Here is a 19,007-nt window from a genome sequence, read left to right as displayed (position 1 = left end):
GAATTCCATGACGACTGGACGATGGGACATCGAGGCGGTGCGCGGGGCCTTCCCGGCGCTGGCGATCACCGACGACGGCAAGCCACGTATCTATCTCGACGCGCCGGGCGGCTCGCAAGTACCGGCACGCGTGGTCGAGCGCATGAGCGAGGTGATGCTGCGAAGCTGCGCCAACGAGGGCGGTGCCTTCCACACCTCGCGTGATAGCGACCGCATCTTGGTGGGAGCGCATGCAGCGGCGGCCGCCTTGCTCGGTGCACAGCCGGACGAGATCGTCTTCGGCCTCAACAGCACCTCGCTGATCTTCCATTTTTCGCGCATGGTGGCACGCGACTGGAAACCGGGCGACGAGATCGTGCTTACCCGCATGGACCATGATGGCAATGTCGGCCCGTGGATCATCGCAGCCGAGGAACGTGGCGTCACCGTCCGCTGGCTCGAGTTCGATACCGAAACCTTCGAATATCGCTACGACATGCTGGACGAACTGATCGGCCCGCGCACGCGTCTGGTTGCCTGCAATCACGCGAGCAACATCTTTGGCACCGTCAACGACGTTGCCCGTATCGTGGCTGCTGGTAAAGCTGCCGGCGCCGTCACCATGGTCGATGCCGTGCAGTCGGCGCCGCATTTGGCCCTCGACGTGTCGGCGATCGGCTGCGACCTGCTCGCATGCTCTGCCTACAAGTTCTTCGGTCCGCACGCCGGTGTCATGTATATACGGCCGGAGCTGCGCGACCGGCTCACGCCGCTCAAGGTGCGGCCCGCCTCCTTCGACATGCCGTGGCGCCACACCCCCGGCACTCCCTCCTTCGAGGCGCAGGCCGGCACGCAGGCGGCGATCGAGCACATCGCTTGGCTCGGCGAGCAGTGCGCCGGCGTCGACGTTGCCGCGCCGCTGCGCCAGCGCATCGTGGCGGGATTGGAGGCGGCGACCGACTACGAAGCCGGACTGATGGACCGGTTCCTGGCGGGTGTTGCCGGCATTCCCGGTTTCAAGCTCTGCGGCATCGCCAGCCGCAACCGGCTGGACGCCCGTGTGCCCACCTTCAGCTTCCGGCTGGCCAAGAGGTCGCCGCAGGAGATCGCAGCCGCGCTGGCGGGCGAAAACATCTTCGGCTGGGCCGGCGATTTCTACGCTTATGAAGCCTCCGGCCTGCTCGGCCTGCGCGAGCAAGGCGGCGTCGCTCGGCTCGGCCTATCGCATTACACCACAGCAGACGAGGTCGACCAGGCCGTTTTGGCCGTCGCCCGGCTGGCAGCCTGACGGGGGAAAGCATGGACTACGCACGCATGGTGATCGAGAAGGAATCACCGGAGGAATACGGCTATGACCGCATTCGCTTCAACCTGTCGGAAAGCTCCGTACGAGACCGTAAGCTGTCCGATTTCCATCTCTCCGTCCCTGACCTGCTGCTGCCCTATGGCGAGCATCGCGGCGACCCTGAGCTTCGGGCGTTGGTAGCCGCGCAGGGCAAGGGCCTCGGCCCCAACAACGTTTTGGTGGCCGCCGGCGCCGCTGGCGCGCTGTTCATCATCGCCACCACGCTTCTATCGCGCGACGACCATCTTGTCGTGGTGCGGCCGAACTATGCCACTAACATCGAGACGCCGCGCGCCATCGGCTGCGGCATCACCTTTATCGACCTCAAATTCGACGATCGGTTCGGCCTCGACATCGATGCCGTCGCCAGCGCTCTGCGCCCGAACACCCGCTATGTCAGCATCACCTGCCCGCATAACCCAACCGGCACGATGATCGGCCGCCCTCAACTGGACGCGCTGATCGCCTTGGTCGAAAAGGCGGGATGCAGGCTACTGGTGGACGAAACCTACCGCGACCTGACCCATGGCGAGATGCTGCCCCCCGCCGCCTCGCTCAGCCCCGCCGCGATCAGTGTGGCTTCGCTGTCCAAGGCTTACGGCGCGCCGGGCATCCGCATGGGCTGGATCATGACGCGCGACGTGCACTTGATGGAGCGCTTCCTGGCGGCGAAGGAGCAGATCGGCATCTGCGGCAGCGTCGTCGACGAGTGGATCGGCGCCCGCATCCTGGAAGGCCGCGACGCCTTCCTCGCCGCGCAGGCGCCAGTGCTGGCCGGACGCCTTGCCATCATGCGCGATTGGATTGAGAGCGACGAGCTGATCGAATGGGTCGAGCCCCAGGGCGGCGTGGTCTGCTTCCCCCGTTTCCGTCATGGTCCGGGATTCGATTTCGACGACTTTTACGCCGACCTGCTGGAAAGCTATGGCACCTATGTCGGTCCGGGCCACTGGTTCGAGATGCCGCGCAACCACATGCGTATCGGCTTCCTCTATCCTCTTGAGGACGAACTGCGGGGTGGCCTAGCGGCGATCTCCGCAGTGATTCGCAAGCATTCTTCCCGGCAAAGGTCGTGACATATACGGCGATGTCCTGCCGCCGAAGGCGGATGTAGTCCCGCCTCTGGGACGTGGCACGCGTTTCAGAGCCCTTTGGAAACTCGATCCAAGGCTTGTCGGCCTACCAGCCGCTCCAACGCTGCGATCCGCGCTCATACGTCTGCATCGTGTCAGCCGCCGCCACGTCTCGTCGAAGGAGCCGGCCTCGTAATTCAGGACCCAGATGCGGATCAGGTTTACGCGGCAGTTCGTGCCGCCTGGCGAGACCATGCAGCGTCTCGCCAGAGAGGAACTCCTGCACTACTTGACGTTTGAACTCGATGCTGTGCGTGCGATAAGTCACCATCGCTTCCATCCTTCGAAAGCCCGGCTTCCAAGTCAATTCTGCTTGTTCAATTTGTCCGGTCCCAGGGGCGAACTCCAGATGGAACGCGAATTTCCGCAGCCTTGGGTGCGATTCAGTCAGCTCGTGACATTCGTGAACGCGCGCAGCAAAGAGAGCGTTTATTCTCGGGGCATCCCGAAACGGTCGCGAATTTTCCTTAACGGGTACCGCTTTTGACGATCTATCTACTCGCCATCCAGGGGCATAGATTGCAGGAACAGCAGATACTCTCGGATCCGCCACTCTGCGTGGGCGGCTCTACGCACGGGCGAGATCATTTTGGGTCACTTAGTCAGGGTGCAGCGTGGGCTATTGCGTGAGTTTTCGAACCCCAAGTCGGCCAGGGGCGAAAGGAAAATACGCTATGGGCTGTGGCACAAAGAGAATGGATCGGCCACCTAAGAAGGCCGGGCGAGGGCCGTCCAGTGTGCGTGGCCCAAAATGTTAGTGAGCCGGACAACAGCCGTTTAGCAGTACATGCAGAGCTCAGAGGCCGGGTGACAGTGAAGGGAAGTGGCCGCACCAAGGGGAGTTGTTCTACGAGCAACTCACAATGTCCTACTCACGCATTCGTGGCTGTCATTATCCCTGCCTACAACGCAGAACAATTTATCGAACGCACCTTGGCGTCGGTGATAAACCAGACATACAGAAACATCGAAATAATAGTCGTTGACGACGGTTCGATTGATGAAACTGCATCAATTGTCCGCCGACTATCCAATGACGATCCGCGTATCAAGTTGCTACAACAGAAGAACAGTGGCGTCGCGTCGGCGCGGAATACGGGGATACGTGCAAGCAAAGGCATCTATATAGCTCCTATAGACGCCGACGATCTCTGGCACCCAACCAAACTCGAAAAGCAGCTGCGTGTTTTCGCTGCAGCAGGCAATGATGTTGGGCTTGTCTATACGCTTTACCGGACGATCGATGCCGATGATAAGGCGATCATTACGCCTAAGCGCATGCACCCGCACGGATGGGTATTCATGCAGCATCTCGGACAGAACTTTATCGGTCACGGAAGTTCGGCAATGTTCCGGCGCGATGTCTTACTCGAAATGGGTGGCTATTCCTCGCGACTGCGCGAAAACGGTGCGGAGGGTTGTGAGGACTTCTTCCTCCAATTGAGTATCGCCTCGAAATACCGATTCGATGTCGTCAAGGAGCACTTGGTCGGATACCGCCGAACGCCAGGAGCCATGTCGCAAGATTTCGTCCGAATGCTCATCTCGCGTCGGATGGTGCTCGAGAGCCTCTTTGCTCGCTGCAGCGAGATGGTGAGCCCGATCCTATCGGATGTGATGTTCCGTAACGATGTCGAGATCGCCAGGCTCGGGCTTAAAAGGCGCCGCTTTGCTGCCGTCGGCATGAACTTCGCCAGAGTGCTCTGGCGATCGCCCTCGCAGTTCGCGAAAGTCGTCGGTGCGACGCTTGCCATTTTCCGGCGCAAGGCGAAGCAAGGAACCAAACTGGAACGCGAAGGCCGCAGCTCGGGGATCGGGAAACCGTTCTGGGACTACGCTGTCGATGAGCTTTTCGATCGCGGCGAGAATACCGATTACCGTGCCTTGCTCAACAATCTGGCTGCAATGGACAGCAAACTTGGACCCTGCGGAGGCTATTTGGCGCAGCATCCCGAACGAGGAACCTTTGCAATGCCCCAAGAGGGCAGCGGCTCAGACAGCCCGTTTCTCCTTAGAGGCTTGGAATGAAGAAGCTGCTGCTGTCGGAAGAGCAGATGTCGTCGGGCCGCAATTTGGCTCAGAGGGCAGAATGCACTTTTGAGCGGACAGTGAATGAACCGACGGTCAGTGTGACCGTGCTCATTGTCACCTACAATCACGCTCGCTACGTAGCGGCAGCGATCGACAGCGTTCTCATGCAAGATACGGAATCCGGTGTCGAGATCCTGATCAGCGAAGATTTTTCGACCGACGGTACCCGGGAGATCGTGGAGCGGTATGTATCCGATTATCCCGAAAGACTATCGGCGATCTATTCTGGCAGCAATTTGAGATCCAACGAGGTCGTTGCGAGAGGACTCCGGGTTGCGCGCGGGCGCTATGTCTCGATCCTTGATGGCGACGACCTGTGGACATCCAAGACCAAGCTGCGAGATCAGGTGGCCCATCTTGACGCGCATCCTGAGCTCTCGGCCATATTTTACAATGCGCTCGTGGCGCACGGCGACGAGATCACGTCGCGGCGGTGGACGCCACGGGATCAGAAGCCCTTAATCACACAAAGGGAAATTTGGGAAGGCAATCCCTTCGCCACTTGCGGCGGTATGATGCGAACCGCGTGCGTTCGGGATGTACCGTCTTGGTATGCAGATTTCTTTCCGATTACTGATTGGCCGCTGTATGTGCATTGCGCAAAGACAGCAGACCTCGCCTTTGTCGACGAGGTGGCAGGTATCTATCGTCTGCACCCGGGTGGGCTTGTATCGGCGCTGCCAAGCCCGCTCAGGCTTGATGCGATCGAGGGATTCTACCGGCGAATGGCGAATGTCATGGATGCCCGTGGGGCACAGTTTGCCCGTGGCGGCTGTTCCCGCTACTTTTACGAATGGTCGAAGCAGTATCTGAACGGAGGTGACTTGCCGTCGGCCAGATCGTGCTTCCTACGATTGCTGCGAAGCGGCACTGGCGGAAACAACGTGCCGAAACGCGATATCGCGCGGTTGGCACTGCTCCTGCTGAAATCCTCGGTGCTCGGGAGATGACGGCTTTCCGCAACTTCGAGAATCGCGATCCGGTCCCGTCATTGCCACAGGCGGCTGTTCGTCCGAAGTGGTCGGTGATGATCCCCGTCTATAATAGCGCCCGCTTTCTTGCCTCAACGCTGCAAAGCGTGCTCGCGCAAGCCCCTGACCCGGCTCATATGCAGATCGAAGTGGTTGACGATTGTTCGTCCGACGATCCGCAAAAAGTCGTGAACGAAATCGGGGGAAGGCGTGTCGGCTTTTTCCGCCAGCCGCAAAACCTCGGCCACATCGGCAACTTCCATACCTGTCTGAGCCGAGCCCAGGGGGAACTTGTCCATCTCCTGCACGGCGACGATGCCGTCCGACCAGAATTTTACGAATTGCTCGGTCGGGGTTTCGATGCGGATCCGAGAGTAGGAGCGGCGTTCTGCCGGACGGTCTTCATGGACGCCCACGGACAGGAGTTGTCAATCGAACCTGCAATGCAGTCAATCTCCGGAAGGCTTGAGAATGCGGTGGTCCGATTGGCGCTCGAACAGCGCATCATGACGCCGTCCATCGCGGTCCGACGCGCGGTCTACGAAGAACTCGGCGGCTTCGACCGGCGGCTGAAATGCAGCGAAGACTGGGAGATGTGGATACGCATCGCTTCTCGTTTTCCTGTCTGGTACGAACCGCAAGCCCTTGCGCTTTATCGGATGCACCCGCAATCGAACACAGGGCGCCATATCCGGAATGCCGCGGACATGGCCTACACGCGAATGGCGATTGATATTTTCAAGAGCTATCTTCCAAGCGAACTCGCGGACGATGTCGCCGCATCGGCTCGGCGGACTTATTCGCAAAGCGCTCTCGAAACCGGACGGCGGCTGCTTGGCTCTGGTGATTGGGCTGGATGCCTCGCGCAAATGAGTGAAGCCTTCCACCTCGATCCGTCGCTCAAGACAATTGGACGTATGCTGTGGCTCGTTGCGAAGCAGGGAGGCGAGATTGTCCGCCCAAATTGAAACTGTGCAACGGCAGCCGGCACGGCTGCGGCAAGGTGAGCCTGTCCGTCTCGTTTTGGCCGGATGTGGCGCCGTCACGAAGCTCTACTATGCGGAAGCGCTGTCGCGCCTTCAAGGCAGAGGCCAGATCGCAGTCGCAGCCATCTTTGATCCCGAAGCGAAATCCGCCGCGGTCGTACAGGCGCGGCTGCCCGGAGCGAAGGTTGCAGCCAGTTTCGACGGCCTTCTGGCTGTGGGCGCCGATGTGGCGATCATCGCTTCCCCGCCTCGATACCATCTTGATCAGTCGATGCAGGCGTTGCGGGCCGGCATGCATGTTCTGTGCGAGAAGCCGATGGCCACGAGCAGCTCCGACGCAGACCTTATCCTGGCGGTAGCGGCAGCCAACAATCTGCATGTGGCAACAGGCCTCGTCAGAAGGCAGTTCCCTGCCACCCGATCGATAAAGGCCATGGTCGAGGGCGGATTGATCGGAAAAATTCAAGGTGTCTGTTGTTTTGAGGGTGGCCCTTTCCAGTGGCCTGTCGCTTCGACGAGCTATTTCAGCCGCGCGGAATCCGGCGGTGGCGTGCTTCAGGACATAGGCACGCATTGCCTTGACCTCCTGACCTGGTGGTTCGGAGAGCCCCATGAAATCCACTACGCCGATGACGCAATGGGCGGCGTCGAGGCGAACTGCCTTGTCCGGTTAGGTTTTGGCGGCTTCGAGGCAACGGTCCGGCTGAGCCGTGATTGGGCTCGTCCGAACCTTTACCGTCTTGAGGGCGAACGTGGCTCGATTTCTTGGGCAGTCAATGAGACGGAGCTTGTAGAGATCGCCTTGAAAGGATGCCGCACGGCAGCCACCGCCTCCTTCACCAACACCGACGACCGGTCGCGCGATTTCGTCGACGCGTTCTGCGATCAGATTTCGGACTTGGTCGACACGGTCCGAAATGGAACCCTCCTTTCCGGGTCAGCCACAGCGGGACGCAACGTGCTCAAGCGAATCGAGGAATGCTATGCCAGACGGAAACGGCTGGACATGCCTTGGCTCGGAGCAGAAGACTTTCGCCACGTCATTGCTTCCGCCGAGACCAGACAATGACCGGCACTGTTGCCGTGCTTGGCGCCAACGGCTTCATAGGTTGCCGGACAGTGGAGTTGCTGCATCTTTCCGGCTGGGCTGAGGTGAGGCCGATCGTTCGCAGGCCGAGTGCTTTCGCCAGCCTGTCCCGCTTTGCGATCGATGGAAGGGTGGCGGACGCGCATGACGTTCCGGCTCTTACTGCGGCCCTTCTTGGCTGTCAGTCCGTTGTTCATGCAGTTGCCGGTGATAGTCGCACGATCGTCGATGCCGTCGAGCCTGTCTATCGTGCCGCCGCCGCTGCGGGCGTCGTTCGCCTGGTCTACCTCAGTAGCGCATCCGTTCATGGCCAATCGCCGCCGCCCGGAACGGACGAAACGAGCGCGCTGCACGACGGCCAGACGGTCGAGTACAACAATGCCAAGGTTCGTGCTGAACGTCGTCTCGGGGAATTGTCACGGGACGGTGCAGTCCAGGTGGTGGTGCTGCGGCCCGGAATTGTCTTTGGCCCGCGCTCCAGCTGGACGGGGGGCTTCGCCAACGATCTCCTCGACGGCTCTGCCTATCTGGTGGATGGCGGCCATGGCATCTGCAACAGCGCTTATGTCGACAATGTCGTTCATGCGATCAAGCTTGCCATCGAAGTGCCCGAGGCGGCTGGGCGAACCTATCTGGTCGGGGACCGCGAAAGGATAAGTTGGGCAGATCTTTGCCGCCCGATCGCCGAGGCATTGGGCTTCGACCTGGCTGCGATTTCGGTTTCCGCGCCATTGTCATTCGCGCCGAACTGGACACAATGGCTGAGAGATGGCGACCTTTACCGGCGGCTTGTCCGAAGCCTCCCGAGACCCGTTCGTAGCGGACTAAAGGTAGGCTATGCCGAGTGGCGGAAATCAGGGCTCGATCAGAGGCCACCTATGGCTCCAAAGATCAAGGTATCTGAAGAACGTGCGCTGTTGCACCGGTGTCGGGTGAAACTCCCGTCGGCCAAGGCCGAGCGCGAGCTCGGATACCAGCCGGTGGTCGGCTTCGAGGAGGCATGTCGGCGCTCAGTCGCATGGCTAACCTTTGCCGGCTACCCGACTGCGCAGAGCCAAGTGGGCGAAAGATGACCGCCAGACCCGCCCCAGCCTGTGTCTCGGTTGTCATTACGACCTATAACCATGCTCGATTTCTCGCGGAAGCGATCGACAGTGTCCGGAACCAGAGCGTGCGGCCCGATGAGATCATCGTTGTGGACGATGGTTCGTTCGACAATCCCGAAAATGTTGTTCGCCGGTATGTCGACGTCCACTACATCCGCCAAGAAAACCAGGGTTTAGCCGCTGCCCGCAATACGGGAATGAAGGCAGCACGTGGCGAATTCATCGCGTTCCTGGATGCCGATGACAGGCTGCGCCCGACGGCGCTCGCTACCAATCTTGCTTTGTTCCATGACAGTCCGGATTGCGCCTTGGTCTATGGAGCCTATTGCTACATCGATGAGGCCGGCGCAGTCAGGAATTCAGTTCCGCTGAGGCCGGTGGGAGAGGACCCGTATGCCGGATTCTTGACCGGCAACCTGATTGGAATGCATGCGACAGTGCTCTATCGGCGTAGCACATTGGATGCCGCTGGCGGATTTGACCGATCCCTGCGGGCTTGCGAGGACTACGACGTCTACCTTCGCCTGTCTCGGGCAAACAAGGCCGCATGCACCCCGGAGTGTCTCGCAGATTACCGCAGGCACGCAACGAATATGTCCAACAGCAATCCGATGATGTTGCGCGCGGCGCTAAAAGTCCTTGGCCGGCAGAGGAATCGTGCGCGGACCAATCCAGACTGGACGGCCGCCTACCATCAGGGCGTCGAAAATTGGAAACGCTATTATGCGCACATGCAACTGGGACAGCTTAGTACAGCGGTTCGATCCCGTTCTTCGCTCGGCGGTCAGTTCCTGAACACCATTGCCGTTTCGCTCGCAGCACCATTGCAGACCACCATGATGCTGCGGCAGCGTTTCAAGGGTTGGTCAAGTCGGCGCCGCTCAGGCGTCCGGTTCGGTGACCTCAGCCGCCCGCTGCCCTTCAGTACAAATTTCGGTTTTGATCGCGGCAAGCCAGTGGACCGCCGCTATGTCGAGACTTTCCTCGCATCATGTTCGCTGAACATATCCGGCAGGGTTCTGGAGATCGGGGACAACGCCTATACGACCCGCTTCGGAGGCAGTCGAGTTGCCAGGAGCGACGTTCTAAACCGATATGAAGGTCACCCGCTGACAACCTTCGTGGGCGATCTGGCCAACGGCGACGACCTGCCGCCCGAGACATTTGACTGCATCGTGCTCACCCAGACACTGCACCTCCTTTTCAACATGCCTGTCGCGGTTGCAACCCTATGGCGGATGCTGAAACCGGGAGGCGTGCTTCTGGTCACGGTCCCTTGGGTAAGCCCGATTGACCGAGGAGAATGGGGCGAGAGCTGGTTCTGGTCGATAACCCCGGCGGCACTGGGCCGGCTTCTCTCAGACAGGTTCGGGGTGGAGAATGTCGAAGTCCGCCACTATGGAAACGCCTATTCGGCTACCGGGTTTCTCTATGGCTTGGCGGAGCATGAGCTGAATTCGGCAATGCTCGATGTGCATGACCCATGTTGCCCGGTGATTGTCGCCGCGCGCGCTTTCAGGCGACGAGCGGCGTGACAGTGCGTCAAGCTCTTAGCAAGCTCCTGCGACGGGGCCGATTGCTTGCCGGTTACAACCGGCCGCTCGTGCTGATGTATCATCGCGTCGGAGAACCACGCGTCGATCCTTGGGAACTCTCGGTCTCGCCACAAAATTTCGCACGCCAAATCGAAATCCTGACAAAGGCGCGCGATATTGTTCCCTTGCAATGGCTGGCACAACGGCTTCGGGACGGAAAGCCAGCGAGAAATGCCGTGGCAGTTACCTTTGACGACGGTTATGCGGATGTCGTGCAAAATGCCGTGCCGGTCATGCTACGCATGAACGCTCCTGTGACCGTCTTCGTCACTACCCACGCGCTCAGCGACCCCTCAGTGTTCTGGTGGGATATTCTGTCGCGCATCACTTTGGAAACGCCTGCTCTCCCGGAGAGGCTCGCGATCCAGATCGCAGGCCGAAACTATGATTGGCTGGTGACGGAGGACGCCACGCGCGCGAAATCGAATCTCGTCATCAGCCGCACGGCGCTCCATTTCGGCTTGCACGCACTGCTGAAGCCGTTGAGAGTACACGAACGGAGGAGGGCGCTGCAGCAGCTGGCAAGATGGGCAGGAACCGACGCCAGCCCCCGAAGGCGTGACCGCGCCATGACTCATTCGGAGCTGCGGCATCTCGCCGACACCGATGGCGTTTCGATCGGTGCCCACACCTGCACGCATCCATCCCTGCCGTTGCTGAAACGGGACAGTCTTGAACGCGAGATCTCCGCTAGCCGCCAACAATGCGAAGAGATTACAGGGCGGAGGGTGGCGGGATTCGCATACCCCTTCGGAGACTTCGACGACAGCACCGCCGAAGCGGTAAGATCTGCTGGCATGGACTATGCAGTAACCACCCTGCCGCGTGAAGCTGGGCTCAGGGTCGACCCTTTCCGACTGCCGCGGGTCACGGTCGCTGATTGGGGTGAGATAGAGTTCCGGCGCGCGGTCCTTTGCCATGGCTGACCATGCATGCCGAGAACCGCGCGTCACGGGAATCATCGTCGTGTTCAACGGCGAGAGATATCTCCGGGAAGCTATTGACAGCGTTGTAGGTCAAAGCTTCACCGACTGGGAACTCCTCGTCGTCGACGATGGCTCGACGGACCGTTCATCTGTCATCGTGCGCGACTATGCGCAGCGCTTGCCAGGCAAGGTGCGACTACTCTCCCATCCCGACAAGGGCAATCATGGTATCAGCGCGTCGCGCAACCGCGGGCTGGCCGAGGCGCGGGGCGCCTATGTCGCGTTTCTCGATGCAGACGATACATGGCTGCCCGAAAAGCTGTCCGAACAAGTCTCCATCATGGAAAACGATCCGGCGCTCGGTCTAATCTACGGCCGGACGTTGATCTGGCATAGCTGGGCAAAGCTTGCTGGTCGTGCGGACTACTATTACCCGCTCGGAGTCGAACCGAACGCCCGATACGATCCGCCCGTGCTGCTGGAACTGCTGCTGCAGAACCAAGCCCAGACGCCGACAACTTGCAACGCCCTGATGCGTTCAAGTTTGTTGGCAACGCTCGGGGGATTCGAGAACAGCTTCCGCCTGATGTTCGAAGACCAGACCTTCTTTGCGAAGGCGCTCGCATTCGCGCCCGTCTACGTGTCCGGCCAGACCTGGGCGAGATACCGCCAGCACGTCGAAAGCTGCTCTGCCGCTTCTGCCAGGGCAGGCGCTGACGAAGCCGCGCGTATCACGTTTCTCAGATGGCTGAATGGGGTGATGGCGGATCAGGGCGCCTCCTTCCGCATTCGTTCCGCAATCTGGAAAGTGCTCGCGCGCGAAACCTGGAAGACGAGCAAGCGAAGCATCGTAAGACGGCTGCAGCGATGACTTCCGTGCCGCGGGTGACGATCATAACCCCCTTCCTCAATGCGGCGTCAAATCTGGGTGAAGCGATCGCCAGCGTCCGGGCCCAGACGATTGCAGATTGGGAGCTCTTGCTGGTTGACGACAATTCGACGGACGACAGTATCAGGATCGCCAATGATGCCGCGGCAATCGATCCTCGAATTAAGGTGCTGCGCAGGCCTCCCGGATCCAAGCGTGGCGCCGCGGCAGCGAGAAACGCCGGAATAGCAGCCAGCTGCGGCGATTTGCTTGCCTTCCTGGATGCAGATGATTTGTACGAGCCGCATATGCTGCAGACGGTCCTGGCGGCAGCCGATGCCAACCCGGATGCCGCAATGATTTTCGGGCCGACCAAATGGTGGTACCCGGATGGAGCGCGCTCCGACTGGGTCGAGCCGACGGATGGACTTGCCGCACGCTTACATCAGCCCGCCCGGCTTTTGGGTCGGCTGCTGCTGATGCAGGACGGCCACGTTCCGTGTACCTGTTCCGTGCTCTTGCGGAGAAGCGCGGTTAGCACGGTTGGTGGCTTTGAGGAGCACTTTGAGCTCTATGAAGACCAGGCTCTGTGGGCGAAGCTGTTCCTGCGATTCCCAGCCTTTATCACTCCTGTAACTCTCGCACGCTACCGGCAGCATTCCAGTTCGGCCTCGGCGATTGCCACTCAGCGAGGGCTCTATGATCGGATGGGGAAACACCCCGCCCGCGCCGCTTTTCTGGACTGGATCGCGGAGCATATGATGGAAAGTGGAACGCGGGATTTCCGCCTCCAATTGGCGCTGCGGCTGGCACGCGCGCCCTATGTCACGCCTGCAACGATCGGAAGCAAAGCCGAACGGCTTGCCCTGAAGATCATGATGTGGACAGCAAAGCAGCGGCGCAGGATTCGGCGACAGCTTGCGCACGTGGCTAGGTGAAAACAGGCGTCACTTCCTGACCACCCATCGATGCGGGAAGCTGACATTGCCAAAGCCAGGCTGGGCGCTGACCGGTCGATCGTCGAGCAAACCGGGCATGACATCGAACACAGCGGCCGTCTCGACATGGTCTTCGACCACCCTGTCGTCCGCCACCAGCGCTACGTCAATCCTGTAGCGCCCTGGTCTCAGCATAAGGCTGTCCACATGTACCGTGTAGACTTCGCCGTGACGGTCATGCAGGGAATGCTCCCGGCTATCAAATGAGGTCACAGGATCCCCGAGATCATCAATGATAGTCACAAGGCACTGCAATGTTTCGCGCGGCCCATCAACCTGAAGCCGAAAAGTTGCCGGCTGCCCGGACGCGACGGGACCCATTTCATTGAAAACTTCGATGCCGACCACACGGAGGCGGCCGCGCCCGGTGCGCGTGGATCGCACACTCAGATCGGTTCCTGCGCGGGCCTCAAGCGTCTGGAGATAATCCCGGACCACGTCCTGAGTCGGACCGTCCGCCTGGATCATCCCGCCGTCGATAAGGATTGCGCGGGTGCAAAGTCGCTGCAGAACCGGCATCTGGTGACTGACGATCAGCACGGTGCGGCCTGTCCCGGCGATGCTCGCTGCCTTGGCGATGCATTTCTTCTGGAACGTGGCATCGCCGACGGCCAAGACCTCATCGACCACCAGAATGTCGGGATTGACGTGGGCGGCAATCGCGAAGGCCAGACGCAAGTACATGCCGCTTGAGTATCGTTTGACAGGCGTATCGAGAAACGGCTCGACCCCGGAGAAATCCACGATCTCGTCAAGCTTGGAATTGATCTCGATGCGCCGCATGCCGAGTATGGCCCCGTTGAGATAAATGTTCTCACGGCCGGTCAGTTCGGCATGGAACCCCGTGCCGACCTCCAGCAAAGCTCCCAGCCGTCCATGTATCGTCGCGCGGCCGGAAGTCGGCTCCACGATCTTCGCCAGTATCTTGAGAATGGTGCTCTTTCCTGCACCGTTGGGACCGATCACGGCAAGGACTTCGCCTGCGTGCACCTCGAAGGAGACGTTTTTCAACGCCCAGAACGGCTCGTCCGCACCTTTGCGGTGGCTTGTATCGGCCTCCCCGCGAAGACCCCGCCTTTTGCTGGCGAGCGCGTCTCGCAGCGTGGGGAAGCTGTTGTTCGCCACACCAAGTCTATACGCCTTGGAGAGATTGGCAGCCTGGATCACGATGTCGGTCATCACTCAGATCAGGTCCGGAAACGCGCGTTCGGATTTTGAGAAGATAGTCAGTCCGGCAACGAGAAGGGCTAGCGAGGAGAGCGTTGATATCGAGATCATGAGCCAGTCCGCAGGCGTGCCCAGCACGCTCCAGCGGATGGCCTCGACTGTCCCAACCATTGGGTTCAGACTATAAAGCGGCCGCCACAATTGAGGGACGAGATTGGCTGGATACACGATCGGGGTCATGAACAGAAGTATCTGAAGGCTGAACGGCAACAGATAGCCCACATCGCGAAAGCGAACGTTGATCGCCGACAATGCCACGCCCACTCCAGTCGCTGACGCAGCCATTACGAGCACGAACAGCGGCAAGAAGACTGCTTGTGGTGCCGGCCAGCTTCCGAATGCCAGCATGGCGGCGAACAAAAGAGCGAAGCCGACGAGCATATCGGTCAGGCATGAGGCCATCGTGGAGATGGGAATGATCAGACGCGGGAAATAGACGCGTTTCACCAGTTCCTGGTTTCTGACGAGGCTGCCCGTCATGCTGGCGACGGCTCGCGAAAAAAAACTCCATGGCACAAGCCCACACAGAACAAATAGCGGGTATGGCGCGCCGTTGGACGAAATGCCTGCGAGCTTGCCGAAGAAGATGCTGAAGACCGACATAGCAACGAGCGGCTGCAGCATTGCCCAAAGGATGCCCAGATAAGTCTGCCGGTATTTGACCTTGAAATCACGCCAGGCCAGGAAGAACACAACTTCCCGATATCGCCAAAGCTCGGAAGGTTCGAACAGTCCTCGCTTGCGGGACGGATCGATGATTGTCACGACAGCTGATTGCGCGCCTGTCTGGTCCGACACGATGATGGCGTCCGCCTCCCTTGACAGCCCCATTGAGGCTTACATTTCCGCGCAGCGCAATCAGCATTTTTGATGGTGCCTGCCGTTCACGAGCCTCACCATTCGAGAGCGCATAGCAGCCGCCCTCAATGCTCGACCAGATCCTCCGGAGGCGCGAGATCGCGCCGCATATCCCCGTTGTTCGATAAGTCCAACCGGACGGAGGGCATTTCTCGCACACGGACTTTACGTTCGATCCGGATGCGAACGAACACCTGCCCGGGCCGTCTGAGTTTCTACCGCTATTCTCCCACCTGTGCTGGGTTGTCGAGGATACATTTCCCTATTGAACTTGTGGTGATGTTATGCCCATCGAAGATAGTCAGGCTACAGAAATCTTTCGTTTTTACAGTGTAGTGTATGCACTGCACCGCTGGTGACAGGGTCCTTAAGATGTGCCATTGTCCAATGGGGTGGTACTATTTGCGCGGATTTGGGTTGTTCGGGCGATGCGCGTTGCGCGAACCATCATTGCGTGGAGGGAGTGACATCTCATTGGCAATTCAGACGGCTTGACGAGTCAGCGTTCATAGCTCCTGAGCAAGCTGCAAAGCTTTGGGTCGGAAATGAAAAGTGTTCTTGTCGCGGGAGCAGCCGGGTTCATCGGATCCCACCTGGTTGATCGACTGTTGTTAAGGCAAGAAATCAATCGAATTGTTGCTGTTGACAATTTCTGGACTGGTACTCGTGCCAATCTGGATCATATCGCCGACCCTCGCTTGGTCGTGGTAGATGTGGCTGTTGAAGATTTTCAGCAGGGGAGCCTTTTTGACGAGATCTATCATCTCGCCTCGCCTGCTTCGCCTCCCTGGTATATGCAAGATCCGGTACGAACCATCTCGGCCAACGTAATAGGAACTATGCGGCTTCTGACCCTTCTTCGCGCCGGGGGCCGTTTCTGTTTCACGTCCACGTCTGAGGTTTACGGCGATCCGCTGGTAACGCCGCAACCGGAAACTTACAGGGGCTCCGTTGATTGCACGGGGCCGCGTTCATCGTATGATGAAGGTAAGCGTTGCGCCGAGGCCCTGCTTTTTGAGAGTAACCGATTGAGCGGGCTCGACATTCGAGTTGCAAGATTGTTCAACGTCTACGGACCTAGGACACGACCTGACGATGGACGTGCAGTATCAAATTTCATCACGAATGCGCTGTTCGGCAAACCTATAATCGTTTTTGGCGACGGCTTGCAGTCGCGGAGTTGGGGATACGTCAGCGATATCGTGGACGGCCTAGAACAATTCTTCTGGGGGGAGGAGCATGGTTATATTGGTCCCCTGAACATCGGAAACGATCGTGAGATTTCCGTTATCGATGTTGCCCGTTACGTCGCAGGCTTGGTGCCAGGCACCAAAATCGTGCATGTTGATCCGATCCCCCAAGATCCGACGAACCGCTGCCCGGACTTAACTCTAGCGCGGAGGATCATCCCCGGCTGGGCCTGTCAAATACCTCTTGAAGAGGGTGTGCGCCTCACCCTGGACTGGTTTCGCCGCCAGCAACAGAACGACTTGTCCAGTGTTTCCTCGGACTCGATGGTTGCCGCATCGGTGTGAGTGGGATCCGCCCCGATAAAATGTGACCGAAAAAGGGGAGAAATGTGCTCGCCGCAATCCGGATTCTTCGACCAACGTCGCGGTATGCTCAACCGGCCAGTTCGATGCTGTGAACGCGCGCTTCCGCGCATCGTTCAGGGCCCACCGAAGGCGACATACAAGTGCGGAAGGCTCCTCCGCGGCAATGCATGCTCCCCCAGCAACTCCTCCAACGCGTGGTCGGCAACCTTATGGGTGTTCGAGCGGCGCGGATGGCCTGCACGCTCTCGCTCGGCGACGATCCGTGATGGTCACTCACATCTTGCGCTGGCAGGTAATAAAGCCCGTACGACCGGACGGCTGGGCGATCAGAGGCAGTGGCATGTCTTGATCAGGAAGATTACTCCCACGGAGTAAGGCAGGGCTAAAAGCCCCAAGGCGATCCAGAAGCCGGGTTCGGCCATTGCGGCGAGATCTGACAGAAGTTGCTTCATGTCGCCTCAGTCCACGCCCCTGATCGCTCCGCATCGATCCACAAGGAAAGAGCCCGCTCTTGAGGGAGGGGGAAGCGGGCTCTTGGCTGGGGCTTATGACCCAGCAGCACGGCGGACTTGAATTTGTACTGCGCCGGCTGCTGTTCAAACCGTAATCGGGCAGCTTTGTTCCCCTGTCGGCTATGGTCCTGGGCACAGCCCGTGATCCCGCCGAGGCGGCGGTCTATCTCAAAGCATAGAGATAGGCGGCGATGTCACGCGCTTGCTGCTCGGTGATGCCGGTGGAGGGCATGGCGGTGTGCGGATTAATGTCCCTTGCTGACCGTATCCAGCGGATCATGTTCTCCGGATTGTTAGCCAGCACACCGCCAACATAGATCCTGTCAGATAGACTGGCGTCCAGGCGTGGGCCGACGTGGCCTACCGCACCGGGTACACCGGTGATGGTGTGGCAGCCGGCGCAGCCATTCGCCAGCATGATCGGTATCGCACGTGCACCGACGCCGCCGGTAGCGGCATCCGCCTCTTGCTGCACCCGACGGGCTCGGTCGGCCCACAATGCGAGCGCGCCGCCCGCGACGACCAGCAGAATGCACACGGCGATGATCAATTTAGATGGGCCAGGGCGCATGCGCGACCTTCCTGGTTCCGCTCGTTGTTATCCAGAGGCCGGCCAGCAATAGCGCTGCCCCGCCATAGATAAGGCCGGCCGGGACCCACATAACGAGCCCGGCAAGCTGCTGGTCCTCGATCGGGCTTAAATTCCACACTGCCGCCCCGGCAGCATTCTCCGGGTACCAGAGCTTCGGCGATAGAAGAAGCAGGACGCCGAGCAGGCCGGTGTGCAGGGAGGTGAAGAAAAGATGCATCACGGCACTTCCATAGGCCTGCTGTTGGCCTTGGCGCGGCAGCAACGCCCACCAGAAGAGCAGGCCTGTGCCGAGGAAGCTCGCATGTTGGGCATAATGCAGCACGCCATGCTCGAGCGCTGCCTCAAACAGGACCGGAATGTGCCACACCCATATCGCGATCCCGTGAACAATCGTTGCGGTGACAGGCCGGCTCGCAACGGTCCAGAGCGCTCGCAGCGATTTGCCATGCCCGACCGTGCCCAGGGCGCGCCGGAACGTTACGGGAAATGCCCACAGCAGAGCAGGGGCGGGGCAGGCGATGACCAGCAACGGCGCCGCCACCGCCATCAGCAACTCGTGTTCGATCATGTGCGCGACAAACAGCCGCTCGCCGAGAGCATGGATCGGACTGACCAACGCTGCCGTCAGTACGCTCCAGCCGGCGGCAAACAGCAGCGCCTGACGCATCCGCAGCGGACGGCCGCGAGTGCTGCGGCGCCACAGCCGCATCGCACCGGCCATGTAGATGAGCGCGACCGCCGTCAGCGGGACCGTGATGGGAAGCGCAAGTGTCCATCCGGCCTCGGGCGCGCCGGAGCCATAGCAGATCGAGGTAGAGAAGAGCGTGGCCAGGTTCATCGCAGACACTCGTCCAGGATGAGTGCGGCGCTTCCCTGCATGATGATGACCAGTGCAAACAGGAGAGCCGCCAGCATGCCGAGATCGGCGACAAAATGCTCGGTACCGCGCGTGCGTTCTGCTTTGAAAGCAGCGCCGCCTTGCCGCTTTGCCTGCCAGGACAGAGCACCGCCCAGAAGCGAGAACAAGGCGAGCAGCAACGCTAAGGGAAGCACGACCGGCACCTGGTGATTGCATTGCCAGGGAACCAGCGAGTAGTTCAGTTGCGTCGAGACCGCCCAAGCCAACGGGCCCGACAAAAGCCCACCCCAAGAAGTTCCCAACCGGACCGCGCGCATG

Annotated in this window: 18 protein-coding genes; 12 read left to right on the top strand and 6 right to left on the bottom strand. The window is 59.8% G+C overall.

Going from position 1 to position 19,007, the window contains the following annotated elements:
- The first annotated feature begins 7 nt into the window (after positions 1–7).
- Together LB547_RS10465 and LB547_RS10460 are read left to right on the top strand one after the other, a co-directional pair.
- A complete protein-coding gene (locus LB547_RS10465; protein ID WP_140500672.1) occupies positions 8–1,267 on the top strand; it encodes a cysteine desulfurase-like protein in 1,260 nt (419 codons plus the stop codon).
- An 11-nt stretch (positions 1,268–1,278) separates the two neighbouring features.
- Positions 1,279–2,400, top strand: coding sequence for an aminotransferase class I/II-fold pyridoxal phosphate-dependent enzyme (locus tag LB547_RS10460; protein WP_140672445.1), 1,122 nt, complete (start codon positions 1,279–1,281; stop codon positions 2,398–2,400).
- Between the two features lie 103 nt (positions 2,401–2,503).
- Here the strand turns inward: LB547_RS10460 and LB547_RS10455 are convergent, their stop codons facing one another.
- On the bottom strand, positions 2,504–2,728 hold the full coding sequence (locus LB547_RS10455) for a hypothetical protein (RefSeq protein WP_224655852.1): 225 nt from the start codon (positions 2,726–2,728) through the stop codon (positions 2,504–2,506).
- A 611-nt stretch (positions 2,729–3,339) separates the two neighbouring features.
- Here LB547_RS10455 and LB547_RS10450 point away from each other — a divergent pair.
- Genes LB547_RS10450 through LB547_RS10410 form a run of 9 tightly spaced genes read left to right on the top strand, consistent with a single transcriptional unit; the run spans position 3,340 to position 13,025 of the window.
- Entirely contained in the window at positions 3,340–4,485 is a 1,146-nt protein-coding gene (locus LB547_RS10450; RefSeq protein ID WP_181170979.1) for a glycosyltransferase family 2 protein, read from the top strand.
- Positions 4,482–5,498, top strand: coding sequence for a glycosyltransferase family 2 protein (locus LB547_RS10445; protein WP_140517478.1), 1,017 nt, complete (start codon positions 4,482–4,484; stop codon positions 5,496–5,498). The genes LB547_RS10450 and LB547_RS10445 overlap by 4 nt, the downstream gene beginning before the upstream one ends.
- Positions 5,495–6,487: a glycosyltransferase family 2 protein gene (locus LB547_RS10440; RefSeq protein ID WP_140672443.1), complete on the top strand. Its 993-nt coding sequence runs from the start codon at positions 5,495–5,497 to the stop codon at positions 6,485–6,487. The genes LB547_RS10445 and LB547_RS10440 overlap by 4 nt, the downstream gene beginning before the upstream one ends.
- Positions 6,471–7,574: a Gfo/Idh/MocA family protein gene (locus LB547_RS10435; protein WP_181165249.1), complete on the top strand. Its 1,104-nt coding sequence runs from the start codon at positions 6,471–6,473 to the stop codon at positions 7,572–7,574. The genes LB547_RS10440 and LB547_RS10435 overlap by 17 nt, the downstream gene beginning before the upstream one ends.
- Positions 7,484–8,665 carry an NAD-dependent epimerase/dehydratase family protein gene (locus tag LB547_RS10430; RefSeq protein ID WP_318012487.1) on the top strand — a complete coding sequence of 394 codons (1,182 nt, stop codon included), beginning with the start codon at positions 7,484–7,486 and terminating at the stop codon, positions 8,663–8,665. Before LB547_RS10435 ends, LB547_RS10430 begins: the two co-directional genes overlap by 91 nt.
- Positions 8,662–10,233: a glycosyltransferase gene (locus tag LB547_RS10425; protein WP_140763582.1), complete on the top strand. Its 1,572-nt coding sequence runs from the start codon at positions 8,662–8,664 to the stop codon at positions 10,231–10,233. The genes LB547_RS10430 and LB547_RS10425 overlap by 4 nt, the downstream gene beginning before the upstream one ends.
- Before the next feature lie 41 nt (positions 10,234–10,274).
- Positions 10,275–11,219: a polysaccharide deacetylase family protein gene (locus LB547_RS10420; protein ID WP_181178036.1), complete on the top strand. Its 945-nt coding sequence runs from the start codon at positions 10,275–10,277 to the stop codon at positions 11,217–11,219.
- Complete coding sequence (locus tag LB547_RS10415; protein WP_140674450.1) at positions 11,212–12,090, top strand: glycosyltransferase family 2 protein; 879 nt, start codon at positions 11,212–11,214, stop codon at positions 12,088–12,090. The genes LB547_RS10420 and LB547_RS10415 overlap by 8 nt, the downstream gene beginning before the upstream one ends.
- Positions 12,087–13,025 carry a glycosyltransferase family 2 protein gene (locus LB547_RS10410; RefSeq protein ID WP_181178035.1) on the top strand — a complete coding sequence of 313 codons (939 nt, stop codon included), beginning with the start codon at positions 12,087–12,089 and terminating at the stop codon, positions 13,023–13,025. The genes LB547_RS10415 and LB547_RS10410 overlap by 4 nt, the downstream gene beginning before the upstream one ends.
- Positions 13,026–13,034: 9 nt before the next feature.
- Here the strand turns inward: LB547_RS10410 and LB547_RS10405 are convergent, their stop codons facing one another.
- Entirely contained in the window at positions 13,035–14,264 is a 1,230-nt protein-coding gene (locus tag LB547_RS10405) for an ABC transporter ATP-binding protein (RefSeq protein ID WP_140558720.1), read from the bottom strand.
- A gap of 3 nt (positions 14,265–14,267) precedes the next feature.
- On the bottom strand, positions 14,268–15,143 hold the full coding sequence (locus LB547_RS10400; RefSeq protein ID WP_140521294.1) for an ABC transporter permease: 876 nt from the start codon (positions 15,141–15,143) through the stop codon (positions 14,268–14,270).
- Between the two features lie 572 nt (positions 15,144–15,715).
- Between LB547_RS10400 and LB547_RS10395 the strand changes: the two genes are divergently transcribed.
- Positions 15,716–16,705 carry an NAD-dependent epimerase/dehydratase family protein gene (locus tag LB547_RS10395; protein WP_140500659.1) on the top strand — a complete coding sequence of 330 codons (990 nt, stop codon included), beginning with the start codon at positions 15,716–15,718 and terminating at the stop codon, positions 16,703–16,705.
- Positions 16,706–17,401: 696 nt separating this feature from the next.
- Here the strand turns inward: LB547_RS10395 and LB547_RS10390 are convergent.
- From LB547_RS10390 to LB547_RS10380, 3 genes are read right to left on the bottom strand one after another with little or no spacing between them, the layout of a single operon-like run.
- Positions 17,402–17,788 (bottom strand): c-type cytochrome, encoded by a 387-nt coding sequence (locus LB547_RS10390; RefSeq protein ID WP_224618831.1) that lies wholly within the window; start codon positions 17,786–17,788, stop codon positions 17,402–17,404.
- A 1-nt stretch (position 17,789) separates the two neighbouring features.
- The gene (locus LB547_RS10385) at positions 17,790–18,668 is read right to left on the bottom strand and encodes a cytochrome c oxidase assembly protein (protein WP_140663465.1); all 879 of its coding nucleotides are present in this window, start codon (positions 18,666–18,668) and stop codon (positions 17,790–17,792) included.
- A complete protein-coding gene (locus LB547_RS10380; RefSeq protein ID WP_140500656.1) occupies positions 18,665–19,006 on the bottom strand; it encodes a hypothetical protein in 342 nt (113 codons plus the stop codon). Before LB547_RS10380 ends, LB547_RS10385 begins: the two co-directional genes overlap by 4 nt.
- Position 19,007: the final 1 nt, after the last annotated feature.

Source organism: Mesorhizobium sp. B264B1B (assembly GCF_020165765.1).
GTDB lineage: Bacteria > Pseudomonadota > Alphaproteobacteria > Rhizobiales > Rhizobiaceae > Mesorhizobium.
This window is presented reverse-complemented; position numbering and strand designations above follow the sequence as displayed.